General features: G+C 67.4%; 6 protein-coding genes. 3 read left to right on the forward strand and 3 right to left on the reverse strand.

What is annotated here, in order from left to right:
* Positions 1 to 567 precede the first annotated feature (567 nt).
* Entirely contained in the window at positions 568 to 780 is a 213-nt protein-coding gene (locus ACZ407_RS14060; RefSeq protein WP_468128300.1) for a hypothetical protein, read from the forward strand.
* 52 nt (positions 781 to 832) lie between these two features.
* Here the strand turns inward: ACZ407_RS14060 and ACZ407_RS14065 are convergent, their stop codons facing one another.
* The 3 genes from ACZ407_RS14065 to ACZ407_RS14075 all read right to left on the reverse strand — a co-directional run bounded on the left by ACZ407_RS14065 (position 833) and on the right by ACZ407_RS14075 (position 8616).
* Positions 833 to 1147: a hypothetical protein gene (locus ACZ407_RS14065; RefSeq protein WP_468128301.1), complete on the reverse strand. Its 315-nt coding sequence runs from the start codon at positions 1145 to 1147 to the stop codon at positions 833 to 835.
* A gap of 510 nt (positions 1148 to 1657) precedes the next feature.
* Positions 1658 to 1990: a hypothetical protein gene (locus ACZ407_RS14070; protein WP_468128302.1), complete on the reverse strand. Its 333-nt coding sequence runs from the start codon at positions 1988 to 1990 to the stop codon at positions 1658 to 1660.
* Entirely contained in the window at positions 1987 to 8616 is a 6630-nt protein-coding gene (locus tag ACZ407_RS14075; RefSeq protein ID WP_468128303.1) for a TreTu family toxin, read from the reverse strand. Before ACZ407_RS14075 ends, ACZ407_RS14070 begins: the two co-directional genes overlap by 4 nt.
* 682 nt (positions 8617 to 9298) lie before the next feature.
* Between ACZ407_RS14075 and ACZ407_RS14080 the strand changes: the two genes are divergently transcribed.
* Positions 9299 to 12628 (forward strand): hypothetical protein, encoded by a 3330-nt coding sequence (locus tag ACZ407_RS14080; protein WP_468128304.1) that lies wholly within the window; start codon positions 9299 to 9301, stop codon positions 12626 to 12628.
* Positions 12629 to 12728: 100 nt separating this feature from the next.
* Entirely contained in the window at positions 12729 to 14447 is a 1719-nt protein-coding gene (locus ACZ407_RS14085; RefSeq protein WP_468128305.1) for an FG-GAP-like repeat-containing protein, read from the forward strand.
* Positions 14448 to 14640: the final 193 nt, after the last annotated feature.

Below are 14640 nucleotides of genomic sequence, written 5' to 3' on the forward strand. Positions count from 1 at the left end.
GGACGGAACACGTCGAACCAGACAGGGCGCCCGTCGGGTTCTTCGAAGGGCCCGAAACTGCGGTCGGGCCGGGCTGCCGACGCCCAGTCGGGCACGGTCACATCGAGTCCGGGAAGGGGCGACGCGCGGCGAACGATCCGAACGTCAGGCCCGTCGCTTTCGCCGAGCTGACGCCCGACGAGATAGTCCATCTCGGCACGCAGAACATCGTCCCGAGAAGGCGGCCACCTGGACCCCACTCCGCCGGCAACGCTGCCGCCGGCCCGAACCAGTGTCGCCCGCAGTTCGGCCAGCTCCGACTGCGTGGTCCCGACACCGGGGCTGAGCCCACCGGTCTCGGCCATGAGCAGCTGGATCAGTTCGGCGCGTCGCATCGCGCGGGCCTTCCAGAAACGGGGTACCAGGGAACGAAGACGAGAACCGCCCCGGCACGGAAGGAAATTCTGGGATCGTGTCCAGCGGAAGCGTCTGCATGCGTGCGTCCTCACCGCGGACCTACCCCGGGATCGGCACTCTGTGACACTTTTCAGCATACGACGCCCCTGACTCACCGGCAGCCCGGACTCCGTGACGGGCTTGATCGGACCGGCCAAGAACGACGGCGAGCACGACGTCCGTCAGCTGGCCGCGATCCATGCCGCCACCCTGCTGCGCTCGGCGGCGAGCGCCTTGCAGACCGAGGCCGTAGAGACCGCCAGGGCCGACTACTCATGGGAAGAGATCGCGGTCGCCCTGGGCCCCACCAAGCAGTCCGCCCACGAACGATTCAGCCGGCGGTAAAGCAGTAGCAAGCCTGAAGAGCGGAACCCGAGGCACACCCCGCCACAGGGGGTCAGGAACGGCCGTCGACCGTGCGGTGCAGGGCCTCGCGGATGATGGCTCCGGTGGTGACCGGCTGCGCCGTGTGCCGGGCCCGTTCCTCCAAGGCCTTCGGCGGGGCGGCGTGTTGCCCTGCTGCCGGGCAGTGCCCTCCCCGGTCGGTCCACGTCTCCAGGGCCCGGATGTGGGGCCGGTTGCTCCAGTGGACGCCCCGGTGCAGGGGTTCCCACCGGTCGTCTGGGAGGCTGATGCACAGCCGGCCGGTCAGCCCGTTCCCGCGAGGCGGGCCCATACCGCCCAGGGCCTGCCCCGCCCGCTCAACACCCACCGGCACAGGTTCCCAGGCCCGCCTGAGGCCCCGTTCCTGCAGCTCGGCGCGCAGCGCCGAAGCCAGCGCGAGAACACGTGTGGTCCGATGCCGGCCGCAGGCACGCAAGTGCTCCCGAGCGGTACGGATCACCGTGCGCACGATTCGCAGTTCCAAACTCCGCAGCTGACGCACCCCGTGCTGTTCTTCGGCGTTGGCCAGCCACCGGGCCTCGGTCTCGCGGTGCTGTCGCGCGAGGGCTGGTAGGCCCAGGTGGCCGGGCCCGAGTCGCCGTAGCTGTAGTTGATGACGTTCAGGTCGGCTTTTCGCCGACCCGAGCCTGCACAGTCCCGGGGGCCTCGAACACGTCGCTCAGGAACTCAACGGCCGCCCACGCAAGACGCTCGGCTGGAATACACCAACCGAGCGTCTACGTGATCTACTCACCACCTGAAGCAGACGGTGGTTGCAACGACCGCTAGAACTGAAGGTTTCGAGGGGCCTCTGCGTTCAGTGTGCATGGCGCTTGTGTCACGAACCTGCTGAGCCTTGGTCGCTGATCTGAAGGACCCAGGCGACCAGGCGGTTGATCTCTGTGTTCAGCTGGTCGACCTGTACTGCTGGCAACTGCTTCTCCCGGGGAGAAGTGTCGACTTCGTAGTCAATAGCTGACACCTGAACCTCGCCTGAGTCCCAAGCGGTCAGATAGCCTCCCCTTTCCCCTCTCTCTATATATACTCCAAAAGACCTCTTCTGCATGTGCTCTGAGGACTCGAAAACCTCCAATTTTAGCCCGGGCTTTTCGAATCTGGGTCGGATTTCATCAACCATTGCCTTCAGGGCGTCAGGTGGAAGTTCTTTCATTTTCGATCAACAATCCTGAGGTTCTCGAAGGAGGGCATCTCCGGCGGCGGAAGTCCGCGTTTCGCGTTTAGCTTTGCGTAAATCGGATGCTGGGGTCCAGGTATTTGAGCCCACCCAGGTTCGCCAGCAGGCTTGAGGCAGTAGCAAGGCACATTGAATTCCGCATAGACGGATCCCGGTGCAGCCTGCTTCCGGTATGCTTCAGGGTTGGCTGGATTCGCTACATACGTGGAAGTTCCACCGCTTCCGGCCTGTACCTTCCCTGTGTCGCGCATTGCTTGATACTCATCTTCCGACATCCACCTTCCAACGGTGCAGTTGCTGTTATGCACGAGGATCGGAGTTTGTCCCGCCAGTGCATAGTACGTGTGGAAGTGGTCGACGGTGAAGTTGTATGTCTTGACGTGCTTAGTGTGCTTCGTGTTGCTGCGGATCATGACCGTTGCGCCCGCCTCGGTGCGTAGGGTCATGCCCGGCGTGAGGTCCTTGGCGTGGATCCAAGCCTGTTCCGACGGTGACCAGAACGGGTGCTCGGCCGTTGCTGTCAGATTCTTTCTCCCGAGGGGCGTTTGGATTTCCAACTTGTGGAGCTGGACAGTTCCTTCGTTGCGGATCAGTTGGGTGACAGGCTGGGCCTGGGTCTTACCGGTTCCGGGGTCTGTGGATGCGACCTTGTCGCCGACCTTGATGTCTTCGATCGGCTTGGTGGATCCGTCGGCCATGAGGATGAGCGTCCCGGCTAGGAAGCACTGACGCCGGACGGGGCCCTTGCGGAGCAGAACGGAAGTGAAGGTCCTGCCTGCGAGGACTTCGGGGGCTACTGGTCCGAGTGGGAGTGAGGCGACCGCGCCGCCGAGGCCACTTCCTTGTTCGAAGGCTGCGGAGCCGGGGTCGACGCCGTGTGATGCGAATTCTTTTCGCATGGCGTCGCCGGCGCATTCGACTTCGCCGAAGACCTTGAGGAAGTAGCACCCGAAAGTGAGGCCGTCCACGATTCCGGTGGCAATGCCTGCTGCGAGGTCGCGGTCGTTGCCGAGGGGCTGGTCGACCCAGGTGCTGGTGCACCCGGCTCGGTTGCAGGTGACCTTTTCGTGTCCGGGGCGCTTGCCTCCGCCTCCGCCTCCGCCTCCGCCTCCGCCTCCGCCTCCGCCTCCGCCTCCGCCGCCGCCTCCGCCTCCGCCTCCGCCTCCGCCGCCGCCTCCTCCGCCTCCGCCGCCTCCGCCGCCTCCGGTGCTGCCGCCGTCCTGCTTGATTTTCTTGTCGTCGAGAGTCCAGGCCGTGTCCCCGATGCAGTGGCCGTTTCCTGCGTCCTCACACATACCCGTCGGGTCGGATTTCGTTACAGGACTCTGTCCTGCGTAGCTGTAGCCGTTGAGGGTTTGGGGTTTGTCGACTTCGAGGAGGGGGTCGGCGCTGATGAACTGGCCGGTGGTGGGTTCGTAGTCGCGGGCGCCGATGTGGGTGAGGCCTGTGGTGCTGTCGGTGTCGCCGCCGACGAAGCCTTTCTGGCCGGGCCAGAAGCCGGGCGCTGTGCCGCGCTGGGCGCCGTAGGGGAGGGACTTGCGGCGGTAGAAGGTGAGGCTGTCGGCGCTGACGGAGAGGGTGTTGGTGTTGTGGTGGTCGGCGATGAGGAGGCGGATTCGGCCGTCGGTGCTCGAGCGGATGGCCGAGCCGCCGGGGACGGTGTAGTAGCGGTTGCCGGTGACCGTGTTGGTGGACTTGGTCAGGATGAGTTCCTGGCCGCCGGGCAGGTAGAGCGTGGTGGTCGTGGGCTCGCGCTTGAGGATGCGGGTGCCTTCGGCGTCGTAGAGGAATGACGTGGTGGCGCCGGAGGTGGTGGAGCTGGCGAGTTTGCCTTCGTCGTTCCAGGTCAGGGTCTGGGCGGCGGCAGCCGCGGTGTCCCTGGTGGTCATGTTGCCTGCGTCGTCGAAGGCGTAGGTGTCGGTGCCGGTGGCGCCGCCGGTGGCGGTCACGGATTTGAGTTCGTGGCCGGGGGCGGTGCCGGTCGGGTAGGTGTAGGTGCGGGTGGTGTCGGCCGTGACCGGGCCGGCTTTGTGCTGCTTTTCGGTGGCGCGCTGGCCGGTGTTGGTGAAGGTCCAGCTGGTCCAGTAGGGGTCGACGGTGCCGAGGTTCGGCGTCCCCGAGCCGTTGACCGGCTTGGTGGCGCATTCGTCACCCGAGGTCCAGGCCTCCGTCAGACGGCGAGCCCAGTCGTAGGTGAAGCACTGGTCGTCTTCGACGGTGGCGTCGTTCTGCTTGTCGGTGATCCGGATGATGTTGCCGGCGTCGTCGTAGGTGTAGGTGATGTCCGACAGCGTCTTGGGGCCGCTGGCCTCGCGGTCGGTGATGGCGTTGTCGAGCCGTCGGGTCGTCGTGTCGTAGGAGAGGGTCTGGAAGACGCGCTTGGAGAAGTCGCCGAGCTGCGCTTGAGCGAGTTCGCCGAAGGGGGTGTACCTGGCGTCGGTGAGGTAGGTCTGCGGCAGCGAGCTGGTGACGATTTTGAGGAGGTCCTGGCCGCCGTACTTGTTGGTGACCGTTTCCGCGGGCAGGGCGGTGGTGGCGTTGGTGTTGGTGGTGCTGTACGCCGAGGTGGCGGGCATCCCGCTGACGGGGGTGTTGGTGGCGGTGACGGTGTAGGTGCCGGCGAGCTCCTCCTCGCCGACGACCGAGGGGACGGTGACCTTGGTGCCGGTGGGGTCGCCGCCGCCGTCGTAGCCGGTGACGGCGGTGGTGTAGCTGACGCTGCCGTCGTAGCGGATGGAGGTGGCGGGCAGGCCCTTCCCGCCGGTGGCCGTGTCGTACGTCCACTCGGCGAGCTTGGTCCCGGTGGTGGTGCCCTTGCGGAGGGTGCGTTTGCGGCCGAGCTCGTCGTAGGTGGTGGCGAGCGTGATGCCGCGGCCGTCCGTGACGGTCTGGGCTCGGCCGTCGGACCCGTAGACGGTGCTGACGGTGCCCTTGTCCGGGTCGGTTGAGGATGTCTGCCGGCCGCGCAGGTCGTACTTGTACGACCAGGTGTTGCGGCCGGTGGTGTCCTTGATCTCCTCCAGCTGCCCGGTGGTGTCGTAGGTGTAGGTGTGCTTCTCGTACTGGGTGGCGGCGGCCCCGATCAGGGGGGTGCGGTCCTTGTACTGGCGGCGCTCAGTCACCCGGCCGCGCAGGTCGTCGATCTGCAGTGTCGCGATGCCGCCGTTCGGCGGGACGCTGGCGGCCCAGTCGGCGCCGTAGGTGTGGGTGGTGGACCACTTCGGCGTGTTGAGGCTGAGCAGGGTGCTGGTGAGCACCCGGCCGCGGCCGTCGTAGGTGTCGCGCGTGGCGCCGGGCACCTGGTTCGCCAGGGCCGAGAACATCGTTCCCGAGACCGCAGAGCTGTTGAAGTACGGCGCGTTGGTCAGATAGGCGCGGCCGTGGTCGTCGTAGAAGGTGTCCGTGATGATGCGCCCGGTGGTGCCGATCGCATCGGCCTGCGTCTGGCGTGCGCGCAGGAGGGAGTCGTAGAGGGTGATGGAGGTGCCGTAGGTGCCGTCCTCGTACAGCTTCTTTGTGGTCACCGTGGAGGGGGCGGTGTTGCTGAGGTTGTAGGTGTAGGTGACGTTCGGTTCCGTTGTGGCGGCGTTGCGTCCCGTGGCCCAGCCTTGGGTGAGGCGGCCGAGGGAGTCGTACGTCATCGTGGTCGTACGGCCGTTCGCATCGGTGGTGCTCTGCGTCAGCCCGCGGATGCCGTCCAGCAGGGACGAGGTGACGTGCCCCTTGCTGTTGGTGACCGTGACGGTGGTCGGCTGTGCGCCTTCGTCGGGGGTGTAGGCCGTGGTGGTCGGCTGACCGTCCTGCCCATTGACCGTCAGCAGCCGGCCGTACTGGTCGTACGTGCTCTGTGCGGTGGTCTCCCAGACGAAGGAGTTGTCCTGCTGCAGCTTGGCGGCCTGTTCGACCTTGGTGGCGTTGGCGAAGCCGGCCTTGGGGGCCAGTCCGTGGGCCTGGTCGTCGTAGGACGTTCGGGTGATGGCGGTGACCGTGCTGTTCGGCTGCAGGGGATCCGAGCACGGCTGGTGGCTGCTCGTGGTGACCTGCGCCGGGTAGGCGATCAGCCAGTTCGTCGTGTCGGGGGCGGCGTGCAGCGTGCGGGTGCACTTCGCCTCGACCGCGCCGGCCCAGCCGTCGTCACCTTCGGACTGAAGGAGTCCGTAGGTGTCGTCGTACTCGCGGGTGGTGGTGTTGCGGCGCCAGGTGGTGCCGTCGTCGGCGAGGCTCTCGTCCCAGGTCTGGGCCGTGCCCGACAGGTGCGCCGTCTTGTTCGGCAGGACGGGCGCCGGGACGGGCTTCCCGTCGGGACCGGGATCCGGGTCGGTGATGCCCTTCACCGATTGGGATGCGGTTTCTGGAGAGATCCACGGCACTTCGTAGGTGCGCAGGACGGTCTTGCTGCCGGTGCCGTCCTTGTCGTAGGTGCGTCTCTGGGCGACCTGGCCTGCGAAGTCCTCGCGGTCGGTGACACCGTTGATCTTCGCTACAGTGCGGGCGGTGCCGCCCGCGAGGGTGTCGCCGGCCATGCCGAGGTAGTAGTCGGTCTCGGACTTGGTCCGGTTGGTGCTGCCTACGAGGGTGCGGACTGTCTTCCAGCCGTGGAAGTTGCTCCAGGTGCGGTGCTTGTCGAGGGTGAACTCGCCGGTGTCGCGGCGCCAGTTCGTGCCGCCCACGTACTCGTAGCTCGTGGTCTTGGAGGTGGAGCCGGAGCCCGCCTTCGTGTCATCTTCGATGATCTTGGTGACGGCGTACTTGTGCCACCAGTCCTTCACCGGATCGATCGCGCCTTGCGGGGTCCACCACAGCGGATAGCAGCGCTTGGTGTTCGTGTCCGGTGCCAGCGTGGCGACGCTGGCGGGAGTGCACTCCTCTGCGCTGTACGAGACCAGGGTCTCGCCGCCGGTCTCGTTGGTGACCTTGGAGATGCGGCGCTTGAACAGCGGCGGGCGGCCCTCGGCGGCATCGACGCGGTTGGGCAGCAGGATGCCCTCGAACGACGTCGTCAGCGGCTCACTGTCCTTGAGGCCGTCGGCGAGGGCCGTGCGGCTGATCGCGTCCAGGTTCACGGTCGGCGCAGCGGTGTCGCCCGTGGGCAGATAGGACTGCTTCAGCTCCCACTTGTCGACGTACTTGAGCGCCGTGCCCTTGAGGGCGTAGGTGACGATCTTCGTCAGGCGCTTGGCGGACCAGAAGCTCGGCGAGGCCTGCAGGCACTGCTTGCCGGCTTCGCACCGCAGGTGCATCGGGACATCGGGCCAGTCGGCGGCGTGTTCCTTGTCGAAGACGCAGGTGGCCGCATCGCAGCGGTCGCCGGCAATGAAGTCGACGCGGCCGGCCGGCAGCGCGGTGTCGTAGACCTTGCCGTCACGCAGGCCGTAGTCGATCTGGTCGAGGATGCCGTCGCGGGTGTAGATGACCGGCGAATCGATCTTCATGTTCTTCGCGTAGTAGCCACCGGTCTTGGCGTACGTCAGCGTCATGGCGTTGCCGTGCGGGTCCACGACGTAGTCGAGGTTCCAGCGCCAAGCCTGGTCCACGGAGGATCCGGCGAAGTCGCCGGCCTTGTAGCCGTCCTCGCCGGGGTGGTTGCCGAAGACGGGGACGCGGTTGACGGAGTTGGTCTCGGGCTTGCCGGTGGTCCAGCCGGGCAGGCGGTTCTTGCCGAACCAGTACTGGGTGCCGTCGGCCGTGGTCACCTTCCAGTACTCGTTGTCGTTGTCGCCGTTGCCGGTGTTCGCGGCGGTGCCGTTCAGGTGCTCGACGCGGGAGCCGTCGTCGTTCGACAGCTTCCAGACCTTCTTGCCGGCGTCCCAGACGAGCTCGTTGCTGGAGCCGTTCAGCGACAGGGTCGCGTTGTCGGACTTCCAGCAGAGGTCGCCGACCTTCTCGGTGTTGTTCCCGCCCTGCTTGTCGTTCTCACAGGCCGCGTACTTGCGCTCCACGAAGCCGGGGGAGTACTCCCAGCCCTCACCGATCCACGAGGACTGGTTGTTGGTGCCGGAGGTGCGCCCGTCGATCGAGGAGGAGCTGTACGAGAAGTTGATCTTCGGTGCCAGGCCGCCCGGCACCGGGGGGACGCTGATGGGGATGCTCCAGCCGAAGCTGCCGGAGTTGCCGCCGGCCGACCAGGACCCGGACGGCGCGAGCGAGGTGGCCTTGAAGTCGCCCTCGGAGCCGTCCGCGGCCGCGGTGGCGGCCAGGGCGGTCATCCCGCCTGCCTGGGCCAGGAACGGCGAGGGGGCGGCCTTGGCCGTCGAGACCTGGTTCGCCTTGGGCAGCGGGACCGTGGCGGTGAGCGTGCCCTTCGCCGGGTTGTTCTGCGTGGGCAGAGGTGTGGGCGTCAGGCAGCCGGGCTTGCCCGGCGTGGTCAGCGCACAGCCGGGCAGGGCGACCAGGCGCAGCGAGGAGGCCCAGCCGCCGCCGTACGCACCGCGGATCGAGGAGTAGTCCACCTCGACCCGGGCCGAGCCGGCCGCGGCCGAACCGTCGGTCCGGCGGACCGAGAACAGCAGACCGTCGATGCCCGCGGTACGAGCCGTCTTGCGGTCGGCCAGGGCGACACGGACCTTCGAGGGCGCGGAGCCGGCCTTGCCGGATGCAGCCACCCGGACCGGCAGCGTGCCGGCCTGCCGCGCAGAAGACGCGCTCTTGCCCGATGACGAAGCCAGAGCGGCCGGCGAGTTCAGGGCGACGTCGGCCGCGCCTGCCGCCGGCCAGACTACCTTCGCAGGCTTCCACTTCGGCGTGGAGCCGCGCTGCGCGGCCCTACCTGCCGGCTTGAGGTCATGGCCGTCGACGGAACGGGTCTTCTGCGTCTCGCGCAGCTTGAAGTCCGGCTTCGCGGCAGCCCGCGCCGGAACGGACAGCAGGGAAACGGTGAGCGCGCCGGAGACGGCGCCGATGAGAGATGTGCGCAGTCTGCGTCTGCGCGCTTTCTCTGGTTTATGCGGACTGGAAAAAGGCGCAGCCGAATGGCCGGGTTGCATGCCCCACCCCATGATACGAGTGCAAATTTACGTAGAACGTTCCACATGCAACCTGCTCAAGATCGCAAGAGCAAGACTCGGTTTGGTAACGCCGTGACCAGCCGAAACGCCCAGGCTGTGCACGGAAGTGGCAGGTCTGAACCATTCGCCAGCAAAGATCACTTCCCACTTCAAAGCCTGCTTAAGCGGACATTGTTCTCCGTGGTGCAAATAACAGGATCGGCCCTCGCCAAGCAGTGATCTTCCTGTGCATACTCTGTCGACCCTGATGGCAATTCTGCCGTTCTGAGAAAGCACCCACATGAAAAAAATGAGGCCACGCGGCAGCCGTGCCAGGCAGTCGCTGGCGACGCTGCTCGCCCTCGCCTTCCCGGTGGCCGCGCTCGTCGCCGTCGCTCCCGCCGAGGACGCCCAAGCAAACCCGGTTCCGGACGTTAGCGCCGGTGAAAGCCTGGAGGCGTCGGAGATCGACGCCTTCGCCCTGGCGGCCGAGACCGGCAAGCGCGTCGAGATCCTCGACCGCCGGACCGAGTACACCGAGACCTTCGCCAACCCCGACGGCTCCCTGAGCCGCAAGCAGTACGTCCAGCCCGTGTGGACGCGCTACGACCAGACGTGGCGCAAGACGGACCCGACGGTCGTGCGGCGCGCCGACGGCTCGCTCGGCCCGAAGGCGGCAACGTACGGCGTCAGCTTCTCCACCGGTGGCACGGTCCCGCTGGCCACGTTGGAGAAGTACGGCAAGAAGCTCACGCTGAGATGGCCCGACGCACTTCCCGAGCCGGTGGTGGAGGGGAACACCGCGCTCTACAAGTCCGTCCTGCCCGGCGTCGACCTCAAGCTTATCGCGAAGGTCGACGGCTTCGCCGAACACCTCATCGTCAACACGCCCGAAGCCGCGGCCAACCCTGCGATCAAGAGCATCAAGCTCGGCGTCGCCGCCGAAGGCGTCACCCTGGACGACACAGCAGCCGACGAGCTCGTCGCCAAGGATGCAGCCGGAGCCGTCGTCTTCCGGTCTCCGAGGCCGAAGATGTGGGAGCACCCCACCGCCGGCGAAGCCGCCTCCGCTGCCCCGGCGCCGGCCGCACAGAAGACCAGCACGGCGAGCAGGCTCCAGACCTCCGGAGCCGTGGCCACGGGATCGACCACCGCCACCCGGCCTGAAAGTGCCCCCGTTGCGGCCGATGTCGCAGGTGGCACCCTCACGCTCACTCCCGACGCCAAGCTTCTTGCCTCGGCCGACCAGTTCCCGCTGGTCATCGACCCGGACTTCGCGGGCGGCGAGCGGGAGAAGTGGGCCGTCGTCTACTCGGCGACCCCGACCGCCGACTACCCCAACGGCTCCGGCTGGAACTCCGACACTCCCGCCGACGAGCCGCGCGTGGGCTTCAACGGCACCGGCAACACGCAGTCCTTCTTCGCCATGAACACCGCCGGTATCCACGGCGCCACCATCCTCGATGCCACCTTCGCCGTCGAGCCGACATACTCCTGGGGATGCGACGCGGACCTGGCAGGCCCCACAGAGCTGTGGACCTCCAAGGACATCAGCACCACCCCGACCTGGGCCACCCGCAACAACTACTGGGGGTCCACCAAACTCGCCTCGAAGTCGTTCGCCAGCGGCCACCCCAACTGCCGCGCGACTGAGGGAGTCGACTTCAAGTCGGCTGCCCTGACCAAGTACGTCCAGGACGCCGCCAATGGTGGCTGGGACCCGCTGGTCTTCGGCCTTCGAGTCCCCGACTCCTACCTTGGTAACGTCAACAGCTTCAAGCGCTTCAGGAACACCCCCGCTCTTGAGGTCACGTACAACTACAAGCCCGAGGTTCTCGATTCCGACGCCTATGAGGGCAACTACGTCCCCGGCGGCGACGGCAACAAGCCCGTGCCCTGCACCACGGGTGTGATCGGCAACAACACTCTCGTCCTCACCGCACGTGTCCGCGACCGTGACGGCGGCAAGGTCCAGGCAAACTTCTCCGTCACCAATGCCGCCGGCACCGTGGTTGCCAGGGACAGTGACGAAGTCGACAGCGAAGGCACGGCGAGCGTCAAGATCGACCTGCCCGACACAGCCACAGGCACCCACAAATGGTCCGTTACGGCCAAGGACATCGGAACTGACGAAGGCACAAGCAGCCCGGCCACCACACCCTGCTCGTTCAGCATCGACCGCCAGGGCCCCAGCGGCGCACCGGCCATCACGTTCCCGGACGGGCTGAACACCCATCAGGCGCGGACCGAGTTCCCGGTCAAGGCCACCCACGGCGCCGCCGACCTGGCAGGGTTCTGCTGGATCGTCGACCGTGAGTTCTCCGTCTCCAGCACCCGCTGCTCGAACGGTACCTGGGTGCCCGTGCCGAGGGGCGCAACCGCGGCGACGTTCGACGTCACCGCCACCGGCGTCAACTCCAGCTACCTCCGTGTCCAGGCCTACGACCTGGCCGGAAACCACAGCATCGATTTCCGCACCAACCTCAGCCTCTCGGCCGCGGCAGTCGTCTACAACCCCGGTGAGAACCCCCTCACCCCCGTCGCGCCGCACGACCGCCGAGGCGACCTGAACGGCGACGGCCACCCCGACATCCTGGCCACCGACACTACCGGCAAGCTCCACTTCTACGCCGGCGGAGGCACCGGATCCCTCGCTGGCGGCCGGATGGTCGGAACCGCCGGCTGGAAGGACGCCCTGATCGCCCACGGCGGCGACTTCACCGGCTTCGCCGCCCGCGGTGCCATCGCAGACCGCTACGAGGACATGCTCGTCAGGCTCGCCGACAACAAGCTCTACAAGTATCCCGGCAACGGACTCGGAGACCCCTGGACCTGGTCCAGGGAGGAAATCACGCCCCCCTCCAGCACCCTCCCGGGCGGCTGGAAGAACCTGCGCCAGATGATCCTGCCCGGCGACGTGGACAAGCGCACCGACAGCGGCTACGAGCGCGGCGACGACCTCATCACCATCGAATGCTCAGCCCTTGATGTCGAGGAGAACTGCACCAACGCCAAGCTGTGGCTGTACCCCGGCCGAACCGAGGGAACAGGGGCGGGGATCCACGCCAACCAGATCCGACCGTTCGACACGGGCGCCAGGAAGGAAATCGGTTCAGGGGGGTGGAAGGACTTCGACCTCCTCGCGGTCGGCGACCAGACCGGGTCGGAAGCCAGTGAGAATGCCCCCGACGGCGTCATCGACTTCCTCGCCCGAGACGGCTCCGGCAAGCTCTACCTGTACCCCGGTGTCATCGACGGGTCCGGCCAGTACAAGCACGGCTCGCCGAAGGTCTACGGCAACCCCGGCTGGAACCCCGGCAACCGCCCCCTGGTCACCTCAGCAGGCAACGCTCAGGGGAAGGTAGAGCCCACGCCGTACCCGGAGGACGGCATCACGAAGTCGGCCCTGCAGTTCCATCCGACCAGCGGGGAGCAGCTCGGTGACCTGTGGGCCACCACACCGGCCGACCCGGATCTCACCGTGAGCTACCTCGATGGTGCGGGCAACCCCGCCACGCGTACCTGCCCGACGGGCTGCCTACTGTTCTACCCGGGTGCAGCCACGACCCACCGGCAGCCGCGGCTGGTCGGTACAGGTGCGTGGAGCAGTGTGATCACCGGCATCTTCTGACGCCACCTTTTCGAAACGCATGTCACTGACGGCCCCCGGCAGGACTTCCGTCCGGGGGCCGTCTTGGAGGGGGTCTCTCTTGTTGAATTCACTGCGCCGCTTGTCGGCCGCGGCCGTTGTCGCGCTGGTCGTGGGAGCGGCGAGTGCTGTCCCTGCCGCGGGCGCGGTTTCCGCCGACGAGCCGTTGGAGGTCGTGGCGCGCGACGAGGTCGCGCCTCCCGGAGGGTACTGGTATCCGTACCCCGACGTGGTCCAGGGCGACCTGGTCCGCGGAACGATGGTCTTCGCGCTGTCCACCCGTGTCCTGGACGGCGCCTCACCCGTGGGCGACCCTGCTGCCCTCGTCGAAGAATTCGCGCTGGGCAACTGCAAGGCGGTACCGGGTCTCACGGCTGTCTACACCTGTGAGTACAGCCCCTCGGCGCCGTTCATGTTCTTCGACTTCAAGGTACGCGGAAACGTACCCGACATGACCACCGTGTACGCCGGGTACGCCAACGTGCCCCCGGGCGGCGACCTCGCTGCCGGTATCAAGGCGGCTCAGTCTGCCGGAGCGCGCCCTGCGGATGCCACCCACGGGGTGGGGAGGCTGACGGTCAAGACGCAGGCGCATGCGGCGCTGAACACCGTCGACCGCACCCTCCCTCCGGTACCGGCCGGCCGCACGGTCCGTCACACGCTGCGTCTGCACGCCAAGGATGCCGGCGAGCTGCACACGTACTTCCTGCCGTCGCCGGGCCAGCCCCACTGGGGCCGGGCGGACATCCGCATCGGCGACGTCAAGACCAGCACAGGCCTGACCTGCGAAGTCGTGGCGACCCGGATCGCGGACGGCTCGCGCAACCTGGACTGCGACGCGGCGCGGGGCGAGCACACGATCGAGTACACGCTGACCGTTCCGGCCGGGCTGCCCACCTGGAAGATAGACGCCCACAGCTCGTACAACATCTACACCCACCCGGTGCCGGGTCCGTTCGACGGCTGGATAGACACCCACTCCGCCTTCCCCGTGGGCACCGGCCCCCGCCACGACCGCCACCAACTCCTGGCCACCAACGGCAGCGGCAAGCTCTACCAGTACATCGGGACCGGCAGGGGCGCCACCCCCTTCCTCCGCCCCTCCCAGGTCGGCACCGGCTGGCAGGGCTACAACACGGTCGCCAAGCTGGAGCCGGTCGCCGAGAACCTCGCCTACGAGGGCGGCACACCGACGCCCGGCCGCGGCGACGTCGTCGCCCGGGACGCCGCCGGGACGCTGTGGAAGTACACCCGCCAGACCTACGAGAACGGCCCGTTCACCCCTCGCACCAAGATCGGCAACGGCTGGGGCGTCTACACCGCACTCACCGGAGCCGGCGACCTCACCGGCGACGGGAAGTCCGACCTCCTCGCCCGCGACAAGAACGGCACGCTCTGGCTGTACCGCGCCACCGCCAAGCCGGGCGCCCCCTTCGCCACCCGCACCAGGATCGGCACCGGCTGGAACACGTACACCAGCCTGGCCGGTGGATCCGACCTGACCGGAGACAGCAAGCCCGATCTCCTCGCCCGCGACGCCGCCGGAGCGCTCTGGCTGTACAAGGGCACCGGCAAGCCGGCCGCCCCGTTCACCGCCCGCACCAAGGTCGGCAACGGCTGGGGCGCCTACAACCAGCTCTCCCTCACCGGCGACCTCACCCACGACGGCAAGCCCGACGCCATCGCACGCGACACCTCCGGAGCACTGTGGCTGCACCAGGGCACGGGCAGCGCCTCGAAGCCCTTCGCCGCCCGCACCAAGATCGGCACCGGCTGGGGTGCCTACAACCGCATCCTCTGACACACCCGATGGCTGAGGCTGGAGCCCCCGTCTGTGAGACTGGGGCTCCAGGCCGGCCTGGCCGCACCCTGACCGGACGGCTGGTCGGCATGTATCCGCCCGCCCCCTTCCCGTCTCTGGCTCCGGACGATGCTGCACGACAGCCATCCGCCGGGGTTCACGAGTTCGAGACGCAGGTACGCACGAACTGCGA

The sequence above is a fragment of the Streptomyces sp. NPDC030809 genome, from assembly GCF_055572195.1.

Excerpts from the sequence above, each read along its gene's own strand:
- ACZ407_RS14080 (WP_468128304.1), top strand. The coding sequence starts at position 9,299 with ATGAAAAAAATGAGGCCACGCGGCAGCCGTGCCAGGCAGTCGCTGGCG.
- ACZ407_RS14070 (WP_468128302.1), bottom strand. The coding sequence starts at position 1,990 with ATGAAAGAACTTCCACCTGACGCCCTGAAGGCAATGGTTGATGAAATC.